General features: G+C 65.7%; 25 protein-coding genes, 1 tRNA gene and 1 pseudogene. 16 read left to right on the plus strand and 11 right to left on the minus strand.

What is annotated here, in order from left to right; translation table 11 throughout:
• The first annotated feature begins 71 nt into the window (after positions 1–71).
• The 4 genes and pseudogenes from GOSPT_RS03130 (at position 72) to GOSPT_RS24495 (ending at position 3,156) form a co-directional block, all read left to right on the plus strand.
• Positions 72–347, plus strand: coding sequence for a phosphopantetheine-binding protein (locus GOSPT_RS03130; protein ID WP_005202871.1), 276 nt, complete (start codon positions 72–74; stop codon positions 345–347).
• A complete protein-coding gene (locus tag GOSPT_RS03135; RefSeq protein ID WP_005202874.1) occupies positions 344–1,873 on the plus strand; it encodes a tryptophan 7-halogenase in 1,530 nt (509 codons plus the stop codon). Before GOSPT_RS03130 ends, GOSPT_RS03135 begins: the two co-directional genes overlap by 4 nt.
• Positions 1,874–1,967: 94 nt before the next feature.
• Positions 1,968–2,567 (plus strand): annotated as a pseudogene (locus tag GOSPT_RS24490) (cation:proton antiporter); the annotation flags it as partial.
• An 88-nt stretch (positions 2,568–2,655) separates the two neighbouring features.
• Positions 2,656–3,156 (plus strand): cation:proton antiporter, encoded by a 501-nt coding sequence (locus tag GOSPT_RS24495; RefSeq protein ID WP_005202876.1) that lies wholly within the window; start codon positions 2,656–2,658, stop codon positions 3,154–3,156.
• Here the strand turns inward: GOSPT_RS24495 and GOSPT_RS03145 are convergent.
• Positions 3,115–4,359, minus strand: a complete 1,245-nt coding sequence (locus tag GOSPT_RS03145) for an isochorismate synthase (RefSeq protein WP_005202877.1) — start codon at positions 4,357–4,359, stop codon at positions 3,115–3,117. The genes GOSPT_RS24495 and GOSPT_RS03145 overlap by 42 nt on opposite strands.
• Before the next feature lie 176 nt (positions 4,360–4,535).
• Here GOSPT_RS03145 and GOSPT_RS03150 point away from each other — a divergent pair, with 176 nt between their 5' ends.
• Both GOSPT_RS03150 and GOSPT_RS03155 read left to right on the plus strand, forming a co-directional pair.
• A complete protein-coding gene (locus GOSPT_RS03150; protein WP_005202878.1) occupies positions 4,536–5,870 on the plus strand; it encodes a lysine N(6)-hydroxylase/L-ornithine N(5)-oxygenase family protein in 1,335 nt (444 codons plus the stop codon).
• Between the two features lie 11 nt (positions 5,871–5,881).
• On the plus strand, positions 5,882–6,760 hold the full coding sequence (locus GOSPT_RS03155; RefSeq protein WP_005202879.1) for a siderophore-interacting protein: 879 nt from the start codon (positions 5,882–5,884) through the stop codon (positions 6,758–6,760).
• Positions 6,761–6,828: 68 nt separating this feature from the next.
• Here the strand turns inward: GOSPT_RS03155 and GOSPT_RS03160 are convergent, their stop codons facing one another.
• Both GOSPT_RS03160 and GOSPT_RS03165 read right to left on the minus strand, forming a co-directional pair.
• Positions 6,829–7,779 (minus strand): LLM class F420-dependent oxidoreductase, encoded by a 951-nt coding sequence (locus GOSPT_RS03160; protein WP_005202880.1) that lies wholly within the window; start codon positions 7,777–7,779, stop codon positions 6,829–6,831.
• Between the two features lie 10 nt (positions 7,780–7,789).
• Positions 7,790–8,824 (minus strand): nucleoside hydrolase, encoded by a 1,035-nt coding sequence (locus tag GOSPT_RS03165; RefSeq protein ID WP_005202881.1) that lies wholly within the window; start codon positions 8,822–8,824, stop codon positions 7,790–7,792.
• Between the two features lie 45 nt (positions 8,825–8,869).
• Between GOSPT_RS03165 and GOSPT_RS03170 the strand changes: the two genes are divergently transcribed.
• Positions 8,870–9,811 carry a mechanosensitive ion channel family protein gene (locus tag GOSPT_RS03170; RefSeq protein WP_005202882.1) on the plus strand — a complete coding sequence of 314 codons (942 nt, stop codon included), beginning with the start codon at positions 8,870–8,872 and terminating at the stop codon, positions 9,809–9,811.
• On the opposite strand, the gene GOSPT_RS03175 is transcribed toward GOSPT_RS03170, so the two are convergent.
• Positions 9,800–11,926, minus strand: a complete 2,127-nt coding sequence (locus tag GOSPT_RS03175) for an HNH endonuclease signature motif containing protein (RefSeq protein ID WP_005202884.1) — start codon at positions 11,924–11,926, stop codon at positions 9,800–9,802. The two genes, GOSPT_RS03170 and GOSPT_RS03175, sit on opposite strands and share 12 nt — an antisense overlap.
• A gap of 312 nt (positions 11,927–12,238) precedes the next feature.
• Between GOSPT_RS03175 and GOSPT_RS03180 the strand changes: the two genes are divergently transcribed.
• A complete protein-coding gene (locus tag GOSPT_RS03180) occupies positions 12,239–12,673 on the plus strand; it encodes an ArsR/SmtB family transcription factor (protein WP_005202886.1) in 435 nt (144 codons plus the stop codon).
• Positions 12,670–13,221: an SRPBCC family protein gene (locus GOSPT_RS03185; RefSeq protein ID WP_005202895.1), complete on the plus strand. Its 552-nt coding sequence runs from the start codon at positions 12,670–12,672 to the stop codon at positions 13,219–13,221. Before GOSPT_RS03180 ends, GOSPT_RS03185 begins: the two co-directional genes overlap by 4 nt.
• Here the strand turns inward: GOSPT_RS03185 and GOSPT_RS24715 are convergent.
• A complete protein-coding gene (locus GOSPT_RS24715; RefSeq protein WP_064903620.1) occupies positions 13,215–13,433 on the minus strand; it encodes a GlgC family sugar phosphate nucleotidyltransferase in 219 nt (72 codons plus the stop codon). The genes GOSPT_RS03185 and GOSPT_RS24715 overlap by 7 nt on opposite strands.
• 307 nt (positions 13,434–13,740) lie before the next feature.
• A tRNA-Leu gene (locus tag GOSPT_RS03195) sits at positions 13,741–13,826 on the minus strand.
• A gap of 98 nt (positions 13,827–13,924) precedes the next feature.
• Between GOSPT_RS03195 and GOSPT_RS03200 the strand changes: the two genes are divergently transcribed.
• Positions 13,925–15,283, plus strand: a complete 1,359-nt coding sequence (locus tag GOSPT_RS03200; protein WP_005202897.1) for a M20/M25/M40 family metallo-hydrolase — start codon at positions 13,925–13,927, stop codon at positions 15,281–15,283.
• A 43-nt stretch (positions 15,284–15,326) separates the two neighbouring features.
• Here GOSPT_RS03200 and GOSPT_RS03205 read toward each other — a convergent pair whose 3' ends face one another.
• Entirely contained in the window at positions 15,327–16,637 is a 1,311-nt protein-coding gene (locus GOSPT_RS03205) for a D-arabinono-1,4-lactone oxidase (RefSeq protein ID WP_005202898.1), read from the minus strand.
• Positions 16,634–17,920: an alanine racemase gene (locus tag GOSPT_RS03210; protein WP_005202900.1), complete on the minus strand. Its 1,287-nt coding sequence runs from the start codon at positions 17,918–17,920 to the stop codon at positions 16,634–16,636. The genes GOSPT_RS03205 and GOSPT_RS03210 overlap by 4 nt, the downstream gene beginning before the upstream one ends.
• Positions 17,921–18,124: 204 nt before the next feature.
• Here GOSPT_RS03210 and GOSPT_RS03215 point away from each other — a divergent pair, with 204 nt between their 5' ends.
• A complete protein-coding gene (locus tag GOSPT_RS03215) occupies positions 18,125–18,670 on the plus strand; it encodes a YbhB/YbcL family Raf kinase inhibitor-like protein (RefSeq protein WP_005202903.1) in 546 nt (181 codons plus the stop codon).
• An 8-nt stretch (positions 18,671–18,678) separates the two neighbouring features.
• Here GOSPT_RS03215 and GOSPT_RS03220 read toward each other — a convergent pair whose 3' ends face one another.
• From GOSPT_RS03220 to GOSPT_RS03230, 3 genes are read right to left on the minus strand one after another with little or no spacing between them, the layout of a single operon-like run.
• Positions 18,679–19,782, minus strand: a complete 1,104-nt coding sequence (locus GOSPT_RS03220; RefSeq protein WP_005202904.1) for a quinone-dependent dihydroorotate dehydrogenase — start codon at positions 19,780–19,782, stop codon at positions 18,679–18,681.
• The gene (locus tag GOSPT_RS03225) at positions 19,776–20,081 is read right to left on the minus strand and encodes a DUF5703 family protein (RefSeq protein WP_005202907.1); all 306 of its coding nucleotides are present in this window, start codon (positions 20,079–20,081) and stop codon (positions 19,776–19,778) included. Before GOSPT_RS03225 ends, GOSPT_RS03220 begins: the two co-directional genes overlap by 7 nt.
• Positions 20,081–21,199, minus strand: a complete 1,119-nt coding sequence (locus tag GOSPT_RS03230) for a YncE family protein (RefSeq protein ID WP_005202908.1) — start codon at positions 21,197–21,199, stop codon at positions 20,081–20,083. The genes GOSPT_RS03225 and GOSPT_RS03230 overlap by 1 nt, the downstream gene beginning before the upstream one ends.
• A gap of 116 nt (positions 21,200–21,315) precedes the next feature.
• Here GOSPT_RS03230 and GOSPT_RS03235 point away from each other — a divergent pair, with 116 nt between their 5' ends.
• From GOSPT_RS03235 to mshC, 5 genes are all read left to right on the plus strand, one after another.
• The gene (locus tag GOSPT_RS03235; RefSeq protein WP_005202909.1) at positions 21,316–22,158 is read left to right on the plus strand and encodes an undecaprenyl-diphosphate phosphatase; all 843 of its coding nucleotides are present in this window, start codon (positions 21,316–21,318) and stop codon (positions 22,156–22,158) included.
• Positions 22,159–22,214: 56 nt separating this feature from the next.
• A complete protein-coding gene (locus GOSPT_RS03240; protein WP_005202910.1) occupies positions 22,215–22,994 on the plus strand; it encodes an MSMEG_4193 family putative phosphomutase in 780 nt (259 codons plus the stop codon).
• A gap of 25 nt (positions 22,995–23,019) precedes the next feature.
• Positions 23,020–23,718, plus strand: a complete 699-nt coding sequence (locus tag GOSPT_RS03245; RefSeq protein WP_005202912.1) for a DUF3090 domain-containing protein — start codon at positions 23,020–23,022, stop codon at positions 23,716–23,718.
• A 5-nt stretch (positions 23,719–23,723) separates the two neighbouring features.
• A complete protein-coding gene (locus GOSPT_RS03250) occupies positions 23,724–24,587 on the plus strand; it encodes an SCO1664 family protein (RefSeq protein WP_005202914.1) in 864 nt (287 codons plus the stop codon).
• A 66-nt stretch (positions 24,588–24,653) separates the two neighbouring features.
• A complete protein-coding gene (gene mshC, locus GOSPT_RS03255) occupies positions 24,654–25,907 on the plus strand; it encodes a cysteine--1-D-myo-inosityl 2-amino-2-deoxy-alpha-D-glucopyranoside ligase (protein WP_005202916.1) in 1,254 nt (417 codons plus the stop codon).
• The last annotated feature ends 31 nt before the right edge of the window (positions 25,908–25,938 follow it).

The following is a 25,938-nucleotide window of genomic DNA, read 5'->3' on the forward strand; positions in this document are numbered from 1 at the left end:
GGTAAGCCTATGCTTACCAGAGAACGAGCCTCGATGCTCGCGATTCACTGCACGTCATCAGAGAGGACGGCATGGCCACAACGAATACGGTACTCACCCGAGAACGGATCATCGCCGACATTGCCGGCATCCTGGGTGTGGACGAGAGCGAAATCACCGATGACACAAACGTTCTCGACGTCGGTCTGGACTCGGTTCGGCTGATGTCACTGATCGAGCGTTGGCGTGCCGCAGGTGCCCACAGGGCTGATCTGGTGAGTATGGCCGCCGATCCGGTCGTCGGCTCCTGGGTTCGTGAGCTCACCGCGGAGAGCGTTTCCGGCGCCAACGAGGGAGGGCTCCGATGAGCGACGCCACCCGTAGCGGGCGACTGATCAGTGAGACAGCCGACGTCGTCGTGGTCGGCGGCGGACCGGGAGGGTCGACGGTCGCGACACTGCTGGCTCGCAGCGGCCACCGCGTGGTGCAGTTGGAGAAGGAGTCGTTTCCCCGGTACCAGATCGGCGAATCACTGCTTCCCTCAACGATTCACGGCGTATGCCGACTACTCGGCGTCGACGAGAAGATCAAGAACGCGGGATTCATGCACAAACGTGGCGGCAGCTTCCGCTGGGGCAAGAATCCGGTGCCGTGGAACTTCCTGTTTGCCATCTCGCCGGAGTTCGCGGGTGAGGGGTCATACGCGTACCAGGTCGAGCGCATGAAATTCGACCAGATTCTGCTCGAGAACGCCGCGGAGCAGGGAGTCGACGTGCGGCAGCGCAGCAGGGTCAACGGGACCATCACCGACGAGACCGGCCGCGTCACGGGTGTCCGGTACGTCGACGCCGAGCGGGTCGAGCACCGGATCGACGCGAAGTTCGTCGTCGATGCGTCGGGTAACACGACGCGATTGTCGAAACATGCAGGTGGAGAACGGATTTACTCCGACTTCTTCCAGAACGTCGCGGTGTTCGGATACTTCGAGAACGGCAAGCGCTTCCCCGCGCCGGACAGCGGCAACATCCTGTGCGCAGCGTTCGACGAGGGATGGATGTGGTACATCCCGCTGTCGGACACGCTGACCAGCGTCGGAGCCGTGATCTCGCGCGACAAGGCCGAGCACGTGCTCAACGCGCAGGAAGAGACGCTGCTGCACTACGTCGATCGCTGCGAAATCGTGAAGGACATGCTGTCCGACGCCACACGCGTCACCGAGGGCACCTACGGTGAGATCCGAATCCGCAAGGACTATTCGTATGCCAATACCCGCTTCTGGGGCAACGGCATGGTGCTCGTCGGCGATGCCGCGTGCTTCATCGATCCGGTGTTCTCCACCGGAGTTCATCTCGCGACCTACTCGGGTGTGCTGGCGGCGCGGTCGATCAACAGTGTGCTGGCAGGTGCGATGACCGAGGAGCGGGCGTTCACCGAGTTCGAGGGTCGGTACCGTCGCGAGTACGCGGTCTTCTATGAGTTCTTGTCGGCCTTCTATGACATGGAACAGTCCGAGGACTCGTACTTCTGGAAGGCGCGCAAGGTCACCAATTTCGACCGCAACGACATGACCGCATTCGTGTCGCTGGTCGCGGGCGCCTACTCCGGCGAACAGGCCCTCACCGACCCGGAACAGATCATCGAGCGGTTCTCGGCATCGACGGCAGCTCTCACCGAGGCTGCCGAGCGAACCGGCGGCATGGACACCGACTCCGGCCAGCGGATGGGGCATCTCTTCGGTACGCAGGTCGTGCGTGACGTCATGGAGGAGATGAACGCGTTCCAGGCACGCGGGGCAGTCGGTACCGACGGGACCGAACCGCCACTACTCGACGGTGGGCTTGTTCCATCGGCCGACGGCCTGAGCTGGGCCGAACCCGCCCCGGCTACCGTCTGATCGGCCAACGCCCGCCATGCTGACAGCGTTGGCGCTGCTTCTCGGAACGGCACTCGTGTGCGGAGCGATCGCGCGTCGACTCGGATTCCCCTCGATGGCAGGCGAATTGGTCGCGGGCGTGCTGCTCGGTCCGTCGGTCCTCGGCATGATGGCACCGCACGTCACGGGAGTGGTCGTCAACGCAGACGGCACGCCGACCACGGCGATATCCGCGGTCGGCACGCTCGCCGTGGTGTTGCTCGTCGGACTCGCAGCGACGGAACTCGACGGTCCGTTCCTGCGCGGGAACGCGCGCAAGATCGGCGTCATCAGCGGTGTCTCCTTCGTGATTCCGCTCGTCGCAGGCATCGGACTCGGACTGGTGCTGCCTGCCCGATATCTCGGCGACGGTACGAACACGGGTGACGGCACGAGCACAACAGAATTCGCGGTTCTGCTCGGTGTCGCGATGTCGGTCAGTGCGATTCCCGTGATCGCCCGGATCCTCGGAGATCTGGACCTGCTGCGGACGAGGCTCGGTCGGCTCATCCTGTCGGCGGGCACTCTCACCGACCTTGCCGCCTGGGTGGCGCTCGCGGCGGTGTCAGCCATGGTCACCGTGGGGTTGCGCGGCTGGCACCTGCCGTTGACGCTGGTGGCGATGATCGGTTCGATTGCCGTGGCGCTTGTCGCGCGACCGGTGATCGGACGTCTGCTGACCCGCTTGGAATCCGGTGGCCACGATGCGCAGTCGGCAGCGGTGATGGTGATCACGATGGTCGCCGGCCGCGGCGACCGACGCGATGCATCTCGAGGCTGTTCTCGGCGCACTGCTCGCCGGGATCGCCTGTGGTCGACGTCCCGAGCGCGTCGTGGCGCCGCTCCGCTTGGTCACCACGGCTGTGCTTGCGCCGGTGTTCCTCGCCTCGGCCGGCCTACACGTCGACCTGAGGGCTCTCGCTTCTCCGGGTGTAGCCGGAGTGGCGGTCGGCGTGATCGCCGTCGCCGTCGTCGCCAAGCTGCTTGGCGGCTACCTCGGGGCTCGCCTCGCGCGATTGTCCCGGTGGGAGTCGATGGCGGTCGGAAGCGGACTCAACGCTCGCGGGGTCGTCGAGATCATCATCGCAACAACAGGATTGAGTCTCGGAATCTTCAGCGAGGAGACCTACATGATCGTCGTCGTCATGGCGGTGGTCACGTCGGTGATGGCCGGACCGATGGTCGCGGCCGCAGCACGACGATGCCGCCCGGACGCCGGCAGGTCAGACCTCGTCGGTGCCGAGAGCGCGCAGCACGGTACGTAGCTTGGCCGTGGTCTCCGCCACTTCCGCGTCGGGATCGGAGTCGGCAACGATCCCGCCACCCGCCCAGGTCGCCAGAGCTCCTGTGCGCGAGTCGATTTCGCCGCATCGGATAGCCACGAGCCACTCGCCGTCCCCGGGGGTCAGGCCGTCGGGCCCGCGCAGTACTCCCGGGCGGTCGTCAGGAGAGAGACTTCCGACGCACCAGCCGACTGCGCCGCCGTAGAAACCGCGGTCGCCCTCCGTCGCGAGGATGTACTCCCTGGCTGCGCCGGTGGGAGTTCCGCACACCGCAGGTGTGGGATGCACGGCGATCGCGAGGTCGAGAGCCGTTGTCGACGGGTCGGCGAGCTCGCCGACGATCGGCGTCCCCAGGTGCCACATCGACGACGTGCCCACGATGCTTGGCGCATCGGGTACGTCGAGTCGGGTGCACAGCGGTGCGAGCGCGCTGCGCAGAGCATCGATAACGAAACGGTGCTCGTCGAGATCCTTCGCCGATGAGTTCAGCGTCGCGGCGCGCTCGGCGTCGACGCTGGGGTCGTGATGCCGTGGCGTGGAACCGGCGAGCGGGTGAGCGCTCACCTGACGTCCGCGTCGTCGTACGAGTACCTCGGGACTCGCGCCCACGAGATGTCGGCCTCGGTAGGCGTCTCCCGCGGGAGTGAGCTCTGTGCGGAAGAGTCCCGAATGCGGGTTCTGTGCGGCGAGGGCGGCCAGGAACACCTCCGGTGTCAACCTTGGCGTGGTGTGCAACAACAGCTTTCGTGCGAGCACCACCTTGGCCAGCGGAGTGGTCGAGTCGGCGAGCACTGTGACCGCTGCTGCGACCCTGGCACGGTGTTCTTCGCGGAGCGGTTCCGCCGCGACCACGCGGGCTTCAGTGATCGGGCCCGCTGCCGTGGCTGGCCTTGGTGCGGGCCAGGAGTTCGGCGGCACGTCGAAGCGGATGTGTGCGGGGGCGGTCAGCGCGCTCGGTGCGTCTGTGTTGAATGCGAGAGCACCGACGATCGCTGAGTGCTCGCCCCGTGCGAGTGACTCGGCTGCGCGCGAGGGATCGTCGAACGAAGCCACAGCACCGCTGGCAGAACAGTGATAGTCGAGTCCGTAGACCTCGAAATGGTCTGCGGCGGCGGTTGATTCGTCGATGAGCGCCGAATGCGCGTCGGAACCGTCCACGGGCCCTGGCGAGGTCGAAAGTGTCATGGTGCCGGTCGTCCTCCTCGTTCGATGCGGACTCGGTGTGTGCTGATGCCTGCTGATGTGTGCGAGGTTTCGCGTCGCGGGGGGTACATGAACGCAAGCTGATGATTAGGTTAGACTCACCTAGCATTGCGTGCGGCATTGGCCCACGGAAATCACGACGATCTAGGGAGTGGCGCGTGTGTAGTGAGCGGAACTCCGAACTCGATATCGCTGGCATCGGATTCGGACCGTCGAACCTGGCTTTGGCCATCGCGGTCGAGGAGTACAACGACAAGTGCGCGGTACGCAACGACAACGGCACGGCACGCGATGGTGGCATCCAGGCCCGGTTCTTCGAGAGGAAGTCCCAGTTCGGGTGGCATCCCGGCATGCTCCTGCCCGGAGCGACGATGCAGGTGTCGTTTCTCAAAGATTTGGTGACGCAACGTAATACGTCGAGTTCGTACTCGTTTCTGAGCTACCTCAACGAGCACGATCGTCTGGGCCACTTCATCAATCGTCAGGATTTCTTCCCACTGCGCGTCGAATTCCACGACTACCTCCGGTGGGCGGCGGAACGCGTGTCGGTACCGGTCGACTACGGCTCGGAGATCAGCTCGGTCACGTTCGCCGACGGCGCGTTCGACATCGCCTCGACGTCGGGCGAGAGCGTGCGGGCGCGAAACCTGGTCCTCGGCGGAGGGTTGCGGGCGAAGCTGCCCGCAGGTGTCGTCGCAGGCCCGCGGGTATTTCACAACCATCACGTGCTTCCCAACCTGGCCAAGCTCCCGCCCCTGACGCACCGCAGGTTCGCCGTGATCGGCGCGGGTCAGAGTGCCGCGGAGGTTGCTGCCTTTCTGCACGAAACGACCGGCGCCGAAGTGCACGCCGTTTTCTCCAAGTACGGCTACACGCCGGCCGACGACAGTCCCTATGCCAATCGCATCTTCGACGCCGAGGCCGTCGACGAGTACTTCACGGCTGAGCCGGCGTGGCGCGACCGTCTGCTCCAGTACCACCGCAGCACGAACTACTCGGCGGTCGATCCGGTCCTGATCCAGGACCTGTACGGACGCGAGTACACCGAGCGCGTATCGGGCAATCGCCGCCTCTTTGTACACGGCGCGACCGAGGTCACTGACCTCGACGAGACCGACGACGTCGCACGGCTGCGCATCGCGCACCGCACGACGGGTGAGGTCATCGACCTCGACTGCGACGCCGTCGTGTTCGCGACCGGATTCGAGCCGACGCCTGTCGCGGACATGCTCGGCGATCTGGCTGCGCACTGTGCGGCCGATCAACACGGCCGACCCGTACTCGACCGCGCGTACCGGCTGCAGACCTCCCCGGAGATCACCGGGCAGATCTTCGTACAGGGCAACTCAGAACACACACACGGGCTCACGTCGACGCTACTGTCGAATGTGGCCATCCGATCGGGGGAGATCCTCGACGCCGTCGTGGGTCGCGGATCGAACCAACCGCTCCCGACGGCCGTACCCGTTGGCCATAGCGCTTCTGGCGCTTGAGTTTTCGAGAGGTGAGCAACGTGACCGGCATCGACGCCGCGCAGGGGCAGGATTTGAGTCCCCATCCGACCGAGATCAAGTTGACCATGTACGACCTGCTGCCACGTACGGTCGAGGTGGTCGAAACCATCGACTCGAGTCCGGACATGCGTCGAGTGCGGTTCTCCATCAGCGCACCCGAGAGCTTCATCGTGGTGCACATGGCACCCGACGACCACATCAAACTGTTCTTCCCGGATCCGGAGAGCGGCGAGATAGTCATGCCGGGCGTCGGCGCCGAGGGTATGCGACTGCCCACCGAGGGTAAGTTCCCGATCTACCGTGACTACACCATTCGGGCCTTCGACCGTGAGAGCGGCGTACTCGACATCGATTTCGTGCTGCACGATCACGGTGTCGCCGGAAAATGGGCGGGAACCGCGGTTGCGGGCGATCGACTCGGAATGCTGGGTCCGCGCGGCTCCCACATTTACCCGACCGGCTACGACTGGTACCTGCTCGGTGCCGACGACACGGCGCTACCTGCTCTCGCACGCTGGTTGGAAGAACTACCCGACGACAAGCCGGTCATCGCCTTCGCCGAGGTCACCGGATCCGAGACGGAGATCGACCTTCCGCAACGGCCGAACGCCCGGGTGCGCTTCGTCCATCGTGGCGCAGATCAGTCGGGCAGGGGCACGAACCTCCTGCGCGCGGTGGAGGAATTGGACCTCCCCGAAGGCAACTTCTACAGCTGGTTCGCGGGTGAAGCGTTGTCGCTCAAGCCGATTCGACGTCATCTGCGCCGCGAGCTCGGTCGGCCCAAGGACTGCGTCAAGGTCGACGGATACTGGCGCACCGGAACCGTCAACCTCGACCACCACGTCGAGGACGACGAGGCGTCGGAGTAGCTGCAGCGGGGTACGAGGCACGGGAGTAAACCCCGCTCGGGCGAGAGGGGTTCGTCCGGACCCTCCGATCAACCGATGAGGGGCGCCAGGGTCTGGCCGAGGAGTGTCACGCGGCCGGGGACGTGTCCGTTGGCGGGAGAGTTGACCGTCACGCCGTCGATTCCGCTCTCCAGGAGTGTCGAGTAGCGCTCTGCAACCTGTTCGGGACTACCGACGATTGTCGATGCTCGACGTACCTCTGCCGCCGGATTGCGTGCGAGATACGCCTCGAATTCAGCGGTGGCCTGCTCCTCTGTGGGCGCAATGCAGGCCGAGGTCTGCGCGGTCACCGTGATCTCCGACCGATCGCGACCAAGCCGTTCGCAGTGAGCGGCAAGAACGTCGAGCTTTCTCGGGAGATCCTCCGGCGCGGCGATGAGGTTGGACTCGTCGGCGTACTGAGCGACCATCCGCAACGTCTTCTTCTCGCCACCGCCACCGATCATCACCGGGATACGGCCAAGTGGCGCAGGGGAATTGATTGCCTCTTCGACCTGATACCACTTGCCGTCGAGTGAGGGCCGCTCGCCGCGCAACATCGGCAGGATGATCTGCAGTGCTTCTTCGAGCTTCTCGAATCGATCGGTGAAGGTACCGAATTCGAAGCCCAGCGACTGATGCTCGAACTCGAACCACCCGGCTCCGATCCCGAGTTGAGCACGACCACCCGATACGACGTCGACCGCGGTGACGCTTTTCGCCAGCAGCGTCGGGTTCCGGTAGGTGTTGCCGGTGACCAGCGAGGACAGACGCACCCGCGAGGTGTGCTGGGCGAGTGCCGAGAGCAGTGTGTAGCACTCGATCATCGGCTCGTCCGGGGCGCCGAGGATGGGCAGTTGGTAGAAGTGGTCCATCACGAGGACGGTGTCGAAGCCTGAGTTCTCCGCTTCGAGGGCCTGCGCGACGATGGTGGGGAAGAGCTGGTCGGGTGCAGTGTCGGGGTAGGTGAAGTTCGGGATCTGGTAGCCGAGTGTCGTCACCTCGTCGACGCTACGCCGAACCACCGACCTGGCGGGCGAGCGAGGCGATCGTCTCGATGAGGTGATCGAACACGGCATCGACGTCGGTTGCTGTTGCGATTCGCGCATTCGGGGTTCCGCCCCACATGCCGCGCTCGTCGGCAACGGTCATCCCGCGGGTCAGGGCTCCGGTGAGCTCGACACCGACCTGGGCGGGCACAGTGTCGGCGATCGCGGGGTCGAGCGCGACCATAGCGGCGAACGGATCGTGCAGATGAGCGAGGTAGCCCTCGTCGTGGGCTTCGTGGAACTCCAGGTAGAAACGCATCGCGTCGACGAGGTGACGCACGACCGCATTGTCGGCAACCGATCGGATGCCGGCTTCGTCTGTCGGATCGAGATACTCGACGGGACTGCTGCCTGCCGCGGCCGCGAGGCGAACCAGATGATCGGGGAGAAGTGCGACGGTCTCGGTGAGATCGAGAGGACAGACGATCGGGGCGGGCGCACCGTCGACGCCGAACGCGGCGAAGACCTCGGCGGCGGCCTCCGGGTCGACGGCGATGTTCCACTCGGCGACAGGCGTGGTGTTGCCGTGGACATGAAACGCGCCACCCATGATGACCAGCCGACGCAGTCGTCGTGGCAGGCTCGGGTCGCGTCGTATCGCGGTGGCAAGCGACGTGAGTGGTCCGGTGACCAGCCCGACCAATTCTCCGTCGTGTGCCTGAGCGGCGTCGAGCCAGGCGTCTGCTGCGTCCGTGTCGGCGACGACGAGATCGGATGTGGGCAACTCTGCGTATCCGACGCCCAGCGGTCCGTGTGTGTCCTCGGTGGTCATCAGTGGTGCGACGAGCGGACCGTCGGGTCCGCGATGTACCGGAATCTCGCCTCGCTCGCACAGCGACAACCAGGCCAGGTTGTTGGCGGCGACCACGTCGACCGGGACGTTGCCCGCGGTACTCGCGATCCCCACGATGTCGACATCGGTGCGGGCAAGTAGGTACAGCAGTGCGACCGAATCGTCGATACCGGTGTCGCAGTCGAAGAACAGTCGCTGGGTCACGACACAATTCTGATGGATTCACGACGGATACGTACGGTCGGGTTCATGGCAACGTACACAACGGCTTTCGAATGGACGGAGACAAATCGGGAATGGCTGATCGAGAACCCGATCAGGATCGTGGGGTACGTGATCGTTGCGCTGGTGGTGCGGTTCGTATGTAACCGGCTCATCGACCGCGTCACACGGCGTCCACCAGGGGAGAGGGCCGAACGCGGAGGGAAGGGTTCGACGCCGCTGCTGCTGCGCCACCTGCGTGACCGCGCACCTTCTGGAGCCAGCAGGGCAGTGATCAACCAGCGACGCTCGCAACGGGCCCGCACCATCGGTTCGGTGTTGAAGTCGGTTGTGTCGATCGTGCTTCTCACCTGGGCGGCGCTGGCGATACTGTCCGTTCTGGGTGTGAATATCGCGCCGTTCATCGCCTCCGCAGGTGTGATCGGCCTCGCCATTGGATTCGGCGCTCAGAATCTCGTGCGCGACTTCGTGACGGGGATTTTCATGCTGCTCGAGGATCAGTACGGGGTCGGTGACGTTGTCGATCTCGGCGAGGCCGTGGGGGAGGTCGAATCGGTCGGTCTTCGGATCACCACGGTGCGCGACGTCGACGGCACGCTCTGGTTTGTGCGCAACGGGGAGATTGCGCGCGTCGGCAACATGAGCCAGGAGTATGCGGTTGCCCGCGTCGAACTGCCTGTCGCGCTCACCGCGGATGTCGACAGGGCACAGGAAGTGGCACTCACCGCTGCGCACGCCGCAGTGGAGTCGGATGCGCTCTCCGAGCATGTGACCGGCGAACCCGACATGCTCGGCGTGCAGGAACTCTCTGCCGATCAACTGATCCTGCGAATGACGGTCACCACAAAGCCCAACTCGCAGTGGAAAGTTCAGCGGACACTGCGCCGCGAGATCCTGCGGGCCTACGACGAGCATGGAATCGAATTGCCGTATCCGCGGGGCCAATTGCTCACCGCGTCACCGAACTAGCGGCAGCAGGGGCTTGGCACTCGAGGCTGGGCGACCGATCGAGCGACCACGTCTGCCCCGCCACCGGGGTGTGGTGGCGGGGTGTGGACGGGTTGCGGCACAACCTGATTCGACGGCTCGCCCGGCTAGTTGGGCTAGCGTGTCGGCCGGGTTGGCGCGGTGGTCGGGTGACCGTTGGTCAGGCGGCGTCGGCCAGCGGTGGGTCGACTCCTCCTGGTGGGTCGACGTCGTCGAGCCACCAGGGGCTAGCTGGTGGGGCCGGGCCTGTTGGTGCGTCCGGGTCTGTGGACGGGTCGGGGTCGGGTGGATCAGTGAGGTTCCATTGGATGTCGACCCGCCTGCTGAGGCGCGGTGTATCGCCGGAGGGCATCGCGCCCACGAGTGCGAGCTCGACGCGCCCGCTGGGCGGGTCTGCCATCGAGGGCGGCGACACCATCCAGGCACCCACCGCATCCGCCACGATCTTCGCGTCGGCTGTACCCGAGCCCCGCGCGCAGATCTCAGTGTCGGCTGTGTCGGCGACGGTCTCGGTATCGGCTGTGTCCTTGCGGTCCCGATCCCGGCAGCGGCCGCGCGTGCTGCGGCTGCGGCTTCGTTGCTGATGTGTTCGGCGGTGAGGTAGTCGTGGAAGTCGGCTTTGACGTCGGCGATGCGGTTGATGCGTTCGGGATTCTCCGGCATGCCGGGTTTGGCGTTGAGTCGCCACGCAACGCGTCCGGTATCAGGGCCTTCGGTGATCATGCGGGTGGTGAATTGGCCGGGTTTCGGCCCGACCCGCCGATTGTGCACATCACACGCCGGCACCGACTGGTCGATGTCGGTCAAGCCGCCGTCGGCCCAGTCTTTCGCGGCGTGATGCATCTGGACTCTGCTCGCGGGTTGGTTGCAGCCGGGTGCGGAACACATTTTGCCGCCGGGTGAGGCGAAGGAGGCGAGTCGTTGCCCCAGCGTGGCGATCCGCTTCGACCGACCCAAATACAGCGGGATGCTGGTGTGCTCACCGAACACCGCCAAATACTGACTGGCACCGGCGGAGGCGGCCATCTCGATCACATCGCCGATCGGCAGGAGTGTTCCGGAGGTGGTCTGTGCGATCCCTGCTTGTGCTTCCAACTCGTGCAGGCTGGTGGTGACGATCACCTGGATCGGCAAACCCCGATGCGTATTACCCAACATGCCGGATTCCAACACCTGGCCGAGTAGGGCGGAGAACGCGTCGTGATTGCGTTGGGCGGGTGAGCGTTGATCACGCAGCGCCGCCGCCGCGACCTGTTCGGCGTTCGCGGTGGTGATCGGACCGACAGGTGAGTCGGGGTCGTCGGGGTTGTTCATGCCGGGTTTGGCCCACGAGTCCAACACCGCATCCAGCCGGGCACGGGCGATCGGATCCAAATCAGCAGTCAACCGCGACATGAGTTGTGCGTTTTGCCGGTTCACCCACAAGCGGCGTCGACGTTTGCGGTCTTTCGGGTTGGTCAGCGTCCCATCCGGATCCAGATGCGCCAACAATCGTGAACCCAAATTAGTGATTTCGGCGGGCGTGAACTGGACCGCATACCCGGCCATCTGTGCTTCGGCGGCCGCTTTGGTCTCGGCCGACACCTCACCGGGGATCGCTTCGAGCACTTCCAGTACCGCGCGGACGTGTGCTCCGGCGACGCGTCCTTCCACGACGTAGCCGGCCAACGTCGGACATGCGGGTGGCAGGCGGTCGCCGCAGATTGTGGTGAATGAGCCGGTCGCCGCGATCACCTGATATCGGGCTGCCGGATCGCCAATATGCAGACGTTGTCCCATGAAATTCCGAATATCGCGGAAACCCAACGAGTGGGGCAGATCCCGGTCAGAGGCCTCCACGACCAAGCGATCCGTGACCGCGCCCGCCGTCCGCAACGCCAGGCGTTCGGCCTCGACGGTGGCTTCCACCAGCACGTCATCGGACACCAACGACACATCCACCGTCGCCAACTCATCCAACACCGCAGCAAGCCGTGACAGTTTCTCCGCCACCACCGCATCCGCAGACCCCACCGCCGCAGAGGCCAATACAGACGACCCCAAAGCCGAAGGCACGCCACCGCTTCCGCCGTCGCTGCTGTTGCGTTTGCTGTTCACGTGCCGCCACCCCCGCCCCACGTCGTATCGAATATGTGTTCTATACTACCCGACAATACGGACAACGTCGAGGAATTCTCGAACAATTTTTCGACCTCGTGGACACGCGTTTCGCCGAGTCCCGACCACCCATTTTCGGTCCAGCATTGCGGCGTTGAACACTCGAGGTGTCAAGGATGCTCGTGATCGCCGAAAACGCGACGGCGGCAAGGTTCTCCGTGGCGATGGTTGCCAAAACATGGCAGTCGCCGCTCGCTGCCCCTTCCGCAAAGACACCCTGATAATTGGTAATTAGTCAGTTACCATTTATGAGTGTCCGTCTTCGTCGCAATCGCCGACCCGGTGCGTCGCGGGATCCTGCGGATCCTGGTCGACGGCCCGCAACGAGTCGTCGACATCCAACGGTTGCTCGCCGCCCGTCACCCGATCTCGCGGCCCGCGGTGAGTCGACACTTGCGGGTGCTCGCCGAGGCCGGCCTGGTCGAGGCCGCCACGACGGGCCGGGAACGTCACTACCGACTCGACCCGACACCACTGCTCGAGGTGCGGAAGTTGTTGTCCGACCTCGGATCCGGGGACGCCGCGGACGCTTCCCGCGTGCCGATCGCGGAGTCGGCACTCGACGCCCTGAACACCGAGGTGTACCGAACCCGACGCGAAAGACGCAGGGCCGCAAGCCCAGACAGGTCCAGCCGACACGCTGCCGAACCCGACGTCACATCCCACCAGATACAGGAGCCAGGATGACGAATGCACCCATACCCAGCGGCCGGCACCGCGTCCGCCGAGACGGCGACGTGGTCGAGTTCACCCGTACCTACCGCGCCGCCGTCGACGACGTGTGGGCCGCCGTGACCGAGTCCGATCGGCTCGCCCGCTGGATAGGTTTCTTCGACGGCGACCCCGACGAGGGTCACGTCGCCTTCACGATGAACGCCGAGGGGGAGGAGAACATGACCCCGGTGCGCTACGACATTCGACGCTGCGAGCCGCCACATGTCCTTCAGGTGCACACGACCGACGATGCCGGTACGTGGGATCTGATCCTTGAGCTGGACGAGAACAGTGGCATCACGACGCTGAGGCTCAGTCAGATCGTCCACGATCCGGAGGTGATCGAAAGCACCGGCCCGGGGTGGGAGTACTACCTCGATCGTCTCTCGGCGGTAGTGACCGGAACGGACCCGGCCGACCTCGACTTCGATGACTACTACCCGGCGCAACGGGAGTACTACCTCACGGTGCGGGACCGGGTGAACGCGAGCGCGAACCGGTCACCGGACTCCGGCTACTGACGTCGGCGGTGTCGACGCCCGCCGGTTGAGTAATGACCGGCGGTGCGGCGGGAAGCGGGCGCGAGTCTCTCGCCGATGCCGACCCGAGCGTTGGCGCGAACAATGGTGTCGGAGAACACGATCGAATCGAGAACTTCGGCACCCCGCTCGATGATGACACCCGGGCCCAAGACGCTGCGCCGCACCGTGCCCGCCACCCGCGCACCACTCATGAGCCGACTGGCCCACACGGGGCTGGCGCCCTCTAAGTGCGGCCCTGGCGACGGGGCTGTGGGAACGCCTGCGCGGAGTCCGGCGGCCGTTGTGCCTACGCCACAGGAGTGCACGACGGCGCTGACAGGGAGGCTGCCGACGTGGCGCACTGGTCCGGCCGTGAAGATGCTGTCGCCGTCCGGCCGGGGGATGACTTGAGGATCAGAACTCGCTATCGGCCCGACACGATCCACAGGTTTCCGATCGGGCCGCCCAGCCGCCCAACGAAAAAATCCCGGAGAGCAATGCTCTCCGGGATTCTCGCGGTGTCCGAGGGGGGACTTGAACCCCCACGCCCGTTAATAGGGCACTAGCACCTCAAGCTAGCGCGTCTGCCATTCCGCCACTCGGACTCGATGCTTCGGTGTCTCGCGGATTTCTCCGTTCCGCACCGGGCCGGATAACACTAACCGAGGTTGCCCCCGTATCCCAAATCCCGTAGGAGTGAGGGGTGACTTCGGAGCCTGAGACCACCGCCGGGACCATCAAAGCCGTCGACGAAGTGGTCGATATCGTCAGCAAACTGATCCGCTTCGACACCTCCAATACGGGAGAGCCCGAGACGACGAAGGGCGAGGAGGACTGCGCCAAGTGGGTGGCGGGGATGCTCGAAGAGGTGGGGTACACCACTCAGTACGTCGAGTCTGGCCGCCCGGGACGCGGCAACGTGTTCGCGCGGCTCGCCGGTCCGCCTGATTCCGACCGTGGTGCGCTCCTGGTGCACGCGCATCTCGACGTCGTGCCCGCAGAGCCCGCCGACTGGAGTGTCCACCCGTTTTCGGGGTCGGTGTCCGACGGCTACATCTGGGGCCGCGGCGCCGTCGACATGAAGGACATGGCGGGGATGGCACTGGCACTTGCCCGACAGTTCAAGCGTGACGGCACCGTGCCGCCACGCGAACTGGTCTTCGCCTTTCTCGCCGACGAAGAGGCCGGCGGGACGTGGGGTTCTCACTGGCTGGTGGAGCATCGGCCGGATCTGTTCGAAGGCATCACTGAGGCAGTTGGTGAGGTCGGCGGCTACTCACTGACCGTCGACCGCCCGGACGGCACGCAGCGTCGTCTCTATCTGGTGGAGACGGCCGAGAAGGGGCTCTCGTGGATGCGGCTCACCGCCGAAGCCACTGCGGGCCACGGGTCGTTCCTGCACTCCGACAACGCTGTCACGGAGATCGCCTCCGCAGTCGCGCGTATCGGAAATCACGAATTCCCCCTCGTGATCAGCGATTCGGTGGCCGAGTTCCTGCAGGCGGTGTCCGAGGAGACCGGTTGGGATCTCGGTCCCGACACACCTGATCTCGAGACCGCCCTGTTCAAGTTGGGCAGCCTCGCCCGGATCCTCGGTGCCACACTCCGTGACACCGCCAACCCGACCATGCTCAAGGCCGGCTACAAGGCCAACGTGATCCCGCAGAAGGCCGAGGCCGTCGTCGACTGCCGTGTTCTTCCCGGACGCCAGAAGGCGTTTGAGGCTGAGATCGACGAGTTGATCGGCCCCAACGTCCGACGCGAATGGATCACCCACCTCGACTCCTACGAGACGACATTCGACGGCAACCTCGTCGACGCGATGAACGACGCGATCCTCGCCTACGACGAGGACGGCCGAACCGTCCCGTACATGATGTCGGGCGGCACCGACGCCAAGGCGTTCGCCAAGCTCGGAATCAGGTGCTTCGGCTTCGCGCCGCTGCGCCTGCCGCCCGAACTCGACTTCGCCGCGCTCTTCCACGGCGTCGACGAACGAGTCCCGGTGGACTCGGTCCTGTTCGGCACGCAAGTGTTCGAGCACTTCCTGCGTCACAGCTGAGCGGTCCCCCGACCTACGGTTCAGCTGCGACGCGTCAACGCGATCAGTCTCCTAGCACTCGCCGCAAGTAGTCGTTGCTGAAGACGCGCGAGGGGTCGTACTTGTCCCGAACCGCGAGGAAGTCGTCGAATTGCGGGTACACGTCGCGGAAGTACTCCGCGTCGCGAGTGTGTAGCTTGCCCCAGTGTGGCCTGCCGTGGTGGGCAACCATGATCTCCTCGACGTCGGCGAAGAACGCCGAGATGTCCGCGGGATCGTCACGGTGGTAGCGGTGGACCGCGATGTAACCGGTGGTACGTCCCGAGGCTGTCGAGAGCATCAGATTGTCCGCGGCGGCCGCGCGCACCTCCACCGGGAAACTGATGCGGTATCCCTTGCGCGCGATGAGCTTCTCGATGTCGTTGAGTACCTCCGCGACGGCGGGCAGTTCGACCGCGTACTCCATTTCACGGAAGCGAACGTCGCGGATCGACGCAAAGACCTCAGCCGACGGCGCGACGTACGTGCGCTCCGAAAGTGCATGACTGGCAACCCGATTCAGCGTCGGAACAACTGCGGGCGCCCGTCGTCCGAGTTCGCAGACCACGCCGTAGATCTTGTTGCTGATCAGGTCGTCGTCGATATACCTGCGGACCGCGCCCGGTCCGCTTGGCGTGGCATCCGCGGGAAGCCTTGTATTGGTTTTGGCCAACGCGCGACGAGTGTGCGGGAACCAGTAGAACTCGTGGTGGTCGAAGGATTCGACGCGGTCGAGAAAGCCTCCGACCGCATCGTCGAGGTCGAGAGGCTCGTCGTGGGCGCGGAGACTGAACGCGTCGACACATTCGATGGTCAGCTCGACGATGACGCCAAGTGCACCCAATCCCAAGGCGACAGCGCGCAATTCGTCGTCGTCGGACGTGAGAGTGACGACCTCACCGGTACCGGTGACGATCTTCGCGTCGACGATCTGCGTCGAGATCCCACCGAAGTTCAGACCGGTTCCGTGTGTACCCGTCGACGTGGCCCCGGTGATCGTCTGGCGGTCGATGTCACCGAGATTGCGCATTCCGAGCCCGTAAGGGGCGAGCAGAGCAGGGATCTCGTGCAGGCGGGTGCCCGCACGCAACGTCACCCGTTTCCCGTCGACGCCGACCACCCCGCGGAGCGCGGACATGTCGAGCTGAATGCCCTCTGGCACGCCGATGGCGGTGAAGCTGTGCCCGGAGCCGATCGGCTTGATGCGTGTCCCGTCGGCCGCTGCTGTCGCGACGAGCTCCGCGACGGCGGCGACGCTGTCGGGTGTCGCGACTGCCGTTGTGGCCGACTGGTTTCCACTCCAATTGCGCCACTGCGTGCGCGTCTGCGTTGTCACAGGTAGCACTTTTCTTCCCCTCGGTAGGTCGGAACGAGATCGTCGACTCGTGCCTGTCCGGTCTGGTCACGTCCGATCAGAGCGACTGTCCTGGCGCGCTCGCACACCTCGCCGGACTTGGTGTGGCGGAACCACACTCGATCACCCGGCACCAGGTTCGACGCCGCGTCGCCGGTCAGCGGCGTCTGCACCTCGCCCGCGGCCTCGGTGCCGATGTAGGACAAACCTGCGGGCCACACCGGACGCGGGAGTCTGTCGGGCGCGGGTGGGCCGGACGCGATCCATCCGCCACCCGCGCACGTGATGATCTTTGGCGCGGGTCTGCGCGTCACGTCGAGACCGAACATCAACGCTGGAGCGGGCTGAAAGCGTCGGTACCCATCGAACAGATGGCCGCCGAAAAGTCCACTGCCCGCAGCGATGTCGGTGACGGAACCGTCGCGCGCGGTCTCTTCGAGCGAGCCGGTTCCGCCCGCGTTGACGATCTCGATGTCGGCGAGTTCGCGCAGCGAGGAGATGATCGCGCCTCTTCGGCGTCGTAATTCGAGCATGGACACGCGCTGCATGGCACGAGTTGCCCGGTTCATCAGTGGTTTGCCGTCGACGTCGTCGGCGACTCCCGCGACCTGAGCCTCGTACGACATCACGCCGACGAGCGCGAACCCGGGACGTGCGACGATCGCGCGGGCCAGCGTCAGGGCCGCGTCTGCATCGTGCACAGGGGAGCGTCGGACACCGAGATGGACGCGACCGGAGAACAGCCGCAACGAGGCGTCGAGGTCGATGGCCACCCGAACCACCGAACGGTGCTCTGGTGAGACGACGGAGTCGACGACGTCGAGCTGCGCGACGTCGTCGACGAGCAGCGTGACGCGCGTGAGTGCGACCTCGTCGGCGAGTAGATCGGCGAGAGCGGCCCGTCGAACCGACGGATACCCGAGGAGCACATCTTCGATGTTCGACTCGGTGGCCAACCACTGCGCTTCAGCGACGTCGAAGGCGAGGACTCCCGCAAATCCATCGCGCGCGACGACGTCGTCGATGATCGATCGCACACGAAGCGACTTGCTGGCCAACCGAATCGGCACACCGCCCGCCCGGGCGGTCAGGTCGGCGATGTTGTGTTCGAGCGCGGTGAGATCGAGTGCGAGCGTCGGCGCGTCGAGTCCCGCATCGCGCACCGCCGCGTCAATTCCCGCGTAGTACGCGTCGGGGTCGGTCGACCACGGCTGTGACGATGCGACTGTGCCCGATCGGGTTGTCGCGGCCTCGAGACGGCCCATATGTGCTGCTCCCGGACGTGTCGTGGGAAGGGCGGAGTACCCGGCTCCCAAAGTTGACCAAGTGGTCAACTGAAAGTTACTACACAACTTTCGATGGCGGGACGTGAAAGTGCATCTCGGGCTCCGCGCGCTGCGGATTAGACTCGCGAACGAGTCCACGCACGCTCGGCCACACCGGCCGTACTCGCGAGAGAAAGGTGTTCGATGACCTCGTACGACCCCTACGCAGACCTGCCGAACCTGCCGACGTTCACGCTGACGTCGGAGAGCGTGGCCGACGGCGCACCGCTGGCAACTCCGCAGGTCAGCGGGATCATGGGAGCGGGCGGCGCCGACGCCTCGCCGCAGCTCTCGTGGTCTGGATTTCCCTCGGAGACAAAGAGTTTCGCTGTCACGGTCTACGACCCCGACGCCCCGACCGCCGCAGGCTTCTGGCACTGGGCGGTCGCCGACATCCCTGCATCGGTGACGAGTCTCGCCGAGGATGCAGGCGACGAGAACGGCAGTGATCTTCCGGCCGGGGCGGTCACGCTGGCCAACGATGCCTCGCTCAAGCGGTTCGTCGGCGCTGCGCCACCGCCCGGACACGGACCGCACCGGTACATGATCGTCGTGCACGCCGTCGACGTCGAGTCGCTCGAACTACCCGAGAACGCGACGCCCGCCTACCTCGGATTCAACCTGTTCTCGCATGCGATCGGACGCGCGCGGATCATCGGTACCTACGAGCAGCCCGCCGAGAACGTCTGAGTCGACGATCAGCCGCGTGTCGCGCTGCCGACCGCCTCGGAGATGTTGTTCCATCCGGCGGCGCGCACGCGGGCTGCGAGTCCCTCGTGGATCTCGCGCAAGCTCATCGGCCCTCCATAGATGAAGCCGGTGTAGGTCTGCAACAGATCGGCGCCCGCGCAGATGCGCTCCCAGGCCTGCTCAGGTGTCTCGATACCGCCGACGCTGATCAAGGCGAGCTTGCCGCCGACGCGAGAGTACAAGCGGCGCAAAACTTCCAGCGAGCGGTCGGCGAGCGGTGCTCCCGAGAGTCCGCCCGGTCCCATTGCCTCGACCTCGTCTGCCGGAGTGGTGAGTCCGTCGCGCGAGATCGTCGTATTGGTGGCGACGATGCCCGCCAGACCGAGTTCGACGGCCAGATCGGCCACCGCGTCGACGTCGGCGTCGGCGAGGTCGGGAGCGATTTTCACGAGGACCGGTACCGACACCTCGTCGAGTACCGCGGTAAGAATCGGCCGCAGTGAGTCAACGGCCTGGAGATCGCGGAGACCGGGAGTGTTCGGTGAGCTCACGTTGACCACCACGAAATCGGCATGCGGACCCAGCAGGCGCGCCGAGACCCGATAGTCGTCCACGGCGCCGTCGAGCGGCACGACCTTGGTCTTGCCGATGTTCGCGCCGATCGGAACAGGGATCCCGCGCCCGCGGGCCGCCGTCAGATTGTCAGCGGCCGCCGGTGCGCCGGGATTGTTGAATCCCATGCGGTTGATGAGCGCGCGGTCGGCGGGCAAACGGAACAGCCGCGGTGGCGGGTTGCCCGGCTGGGCCTGGCCGGTGACTGTGCCGACCTCGGCGTACCCGAAGCCGAGAAGCCCCCAGGCGTCGGCCGCTGCCGCTGACTTGTCGAAACCTGCTGCCAGACCCAGGGGTGCCGGGAAGGTGACACCGAAGACCTCTTGGCGGAGCACCGGGTCGGGAACGGTGAACAGTCGCGCGAGGAGGGTCCGCGCGATGCCCAGCCTGCTGGTGGTGCGGATCGACGCCATGATGATCGAGTGAATGCGCTCGGGCGCGAGGAGGAACATCGCCTTCAGCGCGACCGGGTACAGGACCCGGTTGACGCGGGTCAGCATGCCTCGGCGCTTCCGCCGAACTGCTCGCCACCCCTGCCCCGTGGCGGTTTTTTGCGTCGTAGCAACACTTTTCGGGTGCCATCGGTATACAGCCGGACCCGCGACAGTTCCCAGCCGCCGAACTCGGCTTCGAGGGACAGACGCATCGACGCGGTCACCCTGGTGATGTCCGGCGGGAGCTTGATCAACATCGTCTCGTAGTCCTCGGACGTCACTTCCCATCCGCGGGGATAGCGCGCACCGATTCGTGCGCTGGTGCGGTGATGCTGGGGGAGCCGGTGCTGACCAGGTGTTGACATCAGCGTCCCGCCTCGCTCGGCGCGGCAGTCGAACTGCTCACGGGCGCCCCTTGGCCGTACGGCGGAGTGACGACCTGCACGCCGCCGTCGCGGGCGGACAAGACGTAGACGGTGCCGGACGCGTCGTCGACGGTGAGTGCGTCGGGCTGGGCAACCGCGGCGAAGCGATGCTTCTCGACGGGTTCACCACCGGCAAGGTCATACGCCACCACCTCGTTGTTCGCCGTCGTCGACACCCATAGGAGATTGCGGGTGTCGTCGTAGTCTACGGCGTAGGGCCCGTTCGGCACGGGATAGCGGAACCGCATCACCAGCGGTGATCCGAAGAATCCGATGATCTCGTCGTCGCGTGTGTTGCTTACGAGGATTCGCCCGTAGTGGTCGACCGTCGCCTCGGTGGCGCCGTTGCCTGCGCGTAGCGCCGCACCGAACTCGCCGGTGGAGATGTTGACCGGTGTGACAGACGACTGCGCTTTGTCGAGCACGACGACCTGCTCGTCGGGCAGGTCGGCACCGGCGGGGGAGACCGTGATCTGATCCACGCCGACGAACCCGCCGATATCGCGGATCTGCTTCAGCGCGGCGTCGAAGACGACGAGGTGACCGTTGGCCGTGCCGACGAGGATCTGTCCTGACGCCGTGCGAGCCAGCGCGGTGGGCTCCGAGACTGAGGTTCGTGCCGACGTCACGGCACCGTCGGCGCCGATGCGCACCAGGATTTCCGGGCCGGCGCCCACGAATGCGGCGTCACCGACCCCGATCAGTCGTGTGAGGCGGGGTACCGCGGTGGTGGTCGGCGCAGTGGTGATCGCCTCGGTCGACAATCGCAGCACCGACGTTCCGTCGCGGCCGAGAACGCCGAGCGCGTTGCCCGAATGAGCGAGCACCGTGCTGCCCGGCGGGGTGGGTACCACCGTTCCCGCGGGTGTGGCGGCGGGTCCGGAAGGCGCGGCACTCGCGGTCGCGGGCGCCACGGTCTCCTTCTTGTCTCCGCTGTCGTTCGACGATCCACACCCGGCCAGCACCATCGTCGCGGCCACGATCGCTGCGACACCGCAGACCCACGCCGAACGTCGGCGGGCAGTGGCAGGGGTGTCGACAAGCCTGGGTGAGCGCATGTGACCATCTTGCGCGACGCACATCGAACGCCCGTCGACAGGTCGGCGTCGCCGTTCGCCGGATCACATCCGGTGCACCGCTCGTGCGCCGCATGCGACCGGTAGCATCGTCGCCCGTGACCGAGACCATGACCTGGGCCCAGGCGATCGTGCTGGGAATCATCCAGGGCCTCACCGAGTTTCTGCCCATCTCATCGTCGGCCCACCTGCGTATCGCTTCGGAACTGATGTTCGGCGGCGACGCCGGTGCGTCGTTCACCGCTGTGATCCAACTCGGCACCGAGGCCGCGGTGCTCGTGTTCTTCGCCCGCGACATCGGGCGGATCATCACCGCCTGGTTCCGCGGACTGTTCAACGAACACGAACGCAACCTCGACTACCGGATCGGCTGGTACGTGATCTTCGCGACCATCCCGATCGGCATCATCGGCTTCCTGCTGAAGGACGAGATCCGCACCGCAGCACGCAACCTCTGGATCACCGCGATCGTCCTGATCGTGTTCTCGGGAGTGTTCTGGCTCGCCGAACGTGTCGCAACGCAGTCCCGGTCGATCGAGCAGCTCACCCTGCGCGACGGCCTGGTCATGGGTCTCGCGCAATGCCTCGCCCTTGTCCCTGGCGTGTCACGGTCGGGTGCGACGGCCAGCGCCGGTCTGTTCCTCGGACTCGAGCGCGAGGCCGCGTTCCGCTTCTCGTTCCTGCTTGCGATTCCCGCGGTGCTCGCATCCGGACTGTTCAGTCTTCCCGACGCCTTCCACCCCTCCGGCGACGGTATGGAGGCCACCGGCGCACAACTCGCGGTGGCCACGCTGATCTCGTTCGTCGTCGGCTACATCTCCATCGCCTGGCTGTTGCGCTTCGTCAGCGGTCACTCGCTGAACTGGTTCGGCGTCTACCGCGTCGCCCTCGGCCTCGTCGTGATCGGGATGCTCTCCGCAGGGGTCATCAGCGCGACCTGAACCGCGCCGCGACGGCTGTCTGTGCCGCGGCCGGCGCAAGTGCCTATGGTTGAGGGATGACCGTGATCCTGGTTCGCCATGGCCGGTCGGTTGCCAATACCTCGGGCGTACTCGCCGGCCGCACGCCGGGTGTCGCCCTCGACGACAAGGGACGCTCGCAGGCAGCGGAACTGGTGAATCGACTCGGCCCGTGCGTCGAGCAGATCACGGCGGTGGCTCGCTCACCGCTGCAACGCTGTGGTGAGACCGTTGCCCCGTTGCTCGCAGCCATTGCCGAGCAGACCGGTCGTCAGGTTCCCGAGGTGGTCGTCGACGATCTCGCCGAGGTCGACTACGGCACTTGGACCAACCGACCGATCAAAGACCTTCTCGCCGAGCCCCTGTGGAAGGTGGTGCAGCAACACCCGTCCGCTGCCGTCTTCCCCGAGGGGGAGGGACTCTCTCAGGTACAGGCCCGTGCCGTTGCCGCGATCCGAAGGCTCGATCGCGAACTCGGTGGTGAGGACGGCTCCGGCGTCTGGATCGCGTGCTCGCACGGGGACGTGATCAAATCGGTGATCTCCGACGCGATGGGCGCCCACCTCGATACGTTCCAGCGGATAGTCATCGAACCGGCGTCGATCAGCATCGTGCGCTACGGCGCGACGCGCCCGTACGTGCAGACCGTCAACAACACCGCCGTGATCTCGATACCGTCGCCCCCGCCGAAGAAGAGTCACGACGCCCCCTCCCACATCGCCACAGCCGAGGACGACGCGACCATCGGTGGCGAGACCGGTACCGACAACACTCCGCGACCGGCAACTTCTGCACAGGCTCCCGCCGGGCGCGGATAATGAACACACGAGAAAAGGAGGTGTGATGTCTCGAGCGATCCATGTCTTCCGCAGCCCGGACCGGTTTGTCGCCGGTACCGTCGGACAACCGGGCGACCGGACGTTCTACCTCCAGGCTGTCCACGAGGCGCGCATCATCAGTGTGATGCTCGAAAAGCAGCAGGTTCAGATCCTCGCTGATCGGATCGGCGCTCTGCTCGACGAGATCCATCGCAGGTTCGGCACCCCGATTCCACCGCCGTCCGACCGCGTCGGAGATCTCAGCCCCCTGGTGATGCCGGTCGACGCCGAGTTCCGGGTCGGCACCATGGGCCTCGGCTGGGATGCCGAGTCGGAAGCCGTCGTCGTCGAGTTGCTCGCCATCACCGAGGGTGAGTTCGACGAGAGCGTCGTACTCGACGACACCGACGAGGGTCCCGACGCCGTCCGCGTGTTCCTCACCACGCAGGCCGCCCGCGAGTTCGCCGCGCGATCATCGCGGGTCATCTCCGCCGGTCGGCCGCCATGCCCGCTGTGTGCCGAGCCCCTCGATCCTGCCGGCCACCTCTGTGTCCGCACGAACGGCTTTAAACGCGACGCAGAGCTGAGCAAATCGATCGAATTCGTCGACCCTGAGGTGTTCCGCGACCTGTCACTCGGCGACGACTCGGGTCTCTACGACACCGACGACGAGGGCGACGACTCAGGGGATGGACCCGACGCCGAGGGCCCGGGGCGGGATTGACACCGATGCAGCCGGGGGAGGCCGCCGACGAGCCCGAGCCCGGCACGGGCTCCATCACCTCCGATGATTCGCTCCGTGAGGGAGAACTGGTCATCGTCGGCCGAATCCCGACGGCGAGCAACGCGACCCTCGTCTGCGAGGCAACACCGTCAACAGGCGGCAGCGTTCGGTGCGTATACAAACCGATTCGTGGAGAAGTGCCGCTGTGGGACTTCCCCGACGGCACGCTTGCCGGGCGCGAGGTCGGGTCGTACCTGATCTCCGAGGCACTCGGCTGGCACACGATCCCGACGACGGTGATGCGCGACGGTCCGCTCGGCCCCGGAATGGTCCAGCGCTGGATCGACACCCCCGATCCCGACTCCGGCGACCTCCCGGCGGCCCGCATCGACCTCGTGGACCTGTGCCCACCTGGCACGGTCCCCGACAACTATCGGCCGATCCTGCGGGCGCTCGATCCACTCGGAGAGCAGGTCGTTCTCGTCCACGCCGACGATCCGCGCCTACTGCGGATGGCGGTGCTCGACGTCATCCTCAACAACGCAGACCGTAAGGGCGGACACGTACTCGAAGGTCTCGACGGCAACGTCTACGGCGTCGACCACGGCATCTGCCTACACGCCGAAGACAAGCTGCGCACAGTGCTGTGGGGCTGGGCGGGCGATCAGATCCCCGGCCACCTGATCGCCGATATCGCGACGCTCGCCGAGGCCCTGGAGTCCGACGACTCGCAGCTCCGCGCGGCACTGGTCCCACACATCACCGACGACGAGATCGACGCACTCACCCTGCGCGCCATCATCCTCGCCGAATCCGGCAGGCTTCCCATGCCGCCGCCTCACCGCCCCATTCCCTGGCCGCCCTTCTGAGGCGTCCCTGCTCGTTCTGACAGCCCTGTTCAGTTCCGCTCTGCAGCGGCCAATACAGTGGGGGATATGCAATCGTGGCCTGAACCGGCTGTGCCCACTGTCGGTGGATCCGGACCCGCGCTCCGCCTGTACGACACGTCGAGCCGCTCCGTGCGCCCCGTCTCGCCCGGCGCGACCGCGACCATGTACGTCTGTGGCATCACGCCCTACGACGCAACGCATCTCGGCCACGCGGCAACGTATCTCACCTTCGACATCGTCAACCGGGTGCTGCGCGACCAGGGGCACGAGGTGCACTACGTGCAGAACATCACCGACGTCGACGATCCGCTGTTCGAGCGTGCCGCACGCGACGGTGTCGACTGGCGTGCGCTCGGCTCCGAGCAGATCCAGCTCTTCCGCGACGACATGACGGCGCTGCGCGTCCTGCCGCCGCGCGACTACATCGGTGCGATGGAGTCGGTCGACGAGGTCATCGAGATGGTGGGCAAACTCCTCGCGTCTGGCGCGGCGTACGTCGTCGACGATCCCGAATATCCCGACGTCTACTACCGCGCGGACGCCACCGAGCAGTTCGGCTACGAATCCGGGTATGACCGGGCGACGATGGAACGCTTCTTCGCCGAGCGGGGCGGCGACCCCGACCGTCAGGGCAAGCGTGACCGCCTCGATCCCATCCTGTGGCGCGCCCGCCGCCCCGACGAACCGTCGTGGGAGTCGCCGTTCGGACCGGGACGTCCCGGTTGGCACGTCGAATGTTCGGCGATCGCGCTGAACCGGCTCGGCGTCGAATTCGACATCCAGGGCGGCGGAAACGACCTGATCTTTCCCCATCACGAGTTCTCCGCAGCGCATGGCGAGGCGTACACGGGTGCCCGTCGCTTTGCCCGCCACTACGTCCACACCGGCATGGTCGGACTCGACGGCGAGAAGATGTCGAAGAGCCGCGGAAACCTGGTCTTCGTGTCGGTGCTGCGCCGCGCGGGTGAGGATCCCGCGGCCATCAGGCTGGCGCTGCTCGCCGAGCACTACCGTGCCGACCGCATGTGGAGTGACGCCGTTCTCGACGAAGGTCGCGCACGTCTCGAGCGCTGGCGGGCCGCCACGTCGGCGACGACCGGCCCCGACGCCGCACCCGTCATCGCCCGCGTGCGGGAGCATCTCGCCGACGACCTCGACACACCCAAGGCCCTCGCGGCAATCGATGGGTGGTGCCGGGACGTCGAGCAGGGAATCGGACAGTCGACGACGGCTCCCGGCGATCTCGCTTCGGCCGTCGAAGCACTGCTCGGCGTCGAATTGAGCCACGCGACACGATGATCCGACTCGATTCGTACGCAGGCGGCGCAGC

The sequence above is a fragment of the Gordonia sputi NBRC 100414 genome (genome assembly GCF_000248055.1).
Lineage (GTDB): Bacteria > Actinomycetota > Actinomycetes > Mycobacteriales > Mycobacteriaceae > Gordonia > Gordonia sputi.

What these genes read in the sequence shown, in the direction of transcription:
- GOSPT_RS03130 (WP_005202871.1), top strand. Translation starts at nt 72, where the DNA reads ATGGCCACAACGAATACGGTACTCACCCGAGAACGGATCATCGCCGAC.
- GOSPT_RS03135 (WP_005202874.1), top strand. Translation starts at nt 344, where the DNA reads ATGAGCGACGCCACCCGTAGCGGGCGACTGATCAGTGAGACAGCCGAC.
- GOSPT_RS24495 (WP_005202876.1), top strand. Translation starts at nt 2,656, where the DNA reads ATGCATCTCGAGGCTGTTCTCGGCGCACTGCTCGCCGGGATCGCCTGT.
- GOSPT_RS03145 (WP_005202877.1), bottom strand. Translation starts at nt 4,359, where the DNA reads ATGACACTTTCGACCTCGCCAGGGCCCGTGGACGGTTCCGACGCGCAT.
- GOSPT_RS03170 (WP_005202882.1), top strand. Translation starts at nt 8,870, where the DNA reads ATGGCAACGTACACAACGGCTTTCGAATGGACGGAGACAAATCGGGAA.
- GOSPT_RS03185 (WP_005202895.1), top strand. Translation starts at nt 12,670, where the DNA reads ATGACGAATGCACCCATACCCAGCGGCCGGCACCGCGTCCGCCGAGAC.
- GOSPT_RS24715 (WP_064903620.1), bottom strand. Translation starts at nt 13,433, where the DNA reads ATGAGTGGTGCGCGGGTGGCGGGCACGGTGCGGCGCAGCGTCTTGGGC.
- GOSPT_RS03210 (WP_005202900.1), bottom strand. Translation starts at nt 17,920, where the DNA reads ATGGGCCGTCTCGAGGCCGCGACAACCCGATCGGGCACAGTCGCATCG.
- GOSPT_RS03215 (WP_005202903.1), top strand. Translation starts at nt 18,125, where the DNA reads ATGACCTCGTACGACCCCTACGCAGACCTGCCGAACCTGCCGACGTTC.
- GOSPT_RS03220 (WP_005202904.1), bottom strand. Translation starts at nt 19,782, where the DNA reads ATGCTGACCCGCGTCAACCGGGTCCTGTACCCGGTCGCGCTGAAGGCG.
- GOSPT_RS03225 (WP_005202907.1), bottom strand. Translation starts at nt 20,081, where the DNA reads ATGTCAACACCTGGTCAGCACCGGCTCCCCCAGCATCACCGCACCAGC.
- GOSPT_RS03230 (WP_005202908.1), bottom strand. Translation starts at nt 21,199, where the DNA reads ATGCGCTCACCCAGGCTTGTCGACACCCCTGCCACTGCCCGCCGACGT.
- GOSPT_RS03240 (WP_005202910.1), top strand. Translation starts at nt 22,215, where the DNA reads ATGACCGTGATCCTGGTTCGCCATGGCCGGTCGGTTGCCAATACCTCG.
- GOSPT_RS03245 (WP_005202912.1), top strand. Translation starts at nt 23,020, where the DNA reads ATGTCTCGAGCGATCCATGTCTTCCGCAGCCCGGACCGGTTTGTCGCC.
- GOSPT_RS03250 (WP_005202914.1), top strand. Translation starts at nt 23,724, where the DNA reads ATGCAGCCGGGGGAGGCCGCCGACGAGCCCGAGCCCGGCACGGGCTCC.
- mshC (WP_005202916.1), top strand. Translation starts at nt 24,654, where the DNA reads ATGCAATCGTGGCCTGAACCGGCTGTGCCCACTGTCGGTGGATCCGGA.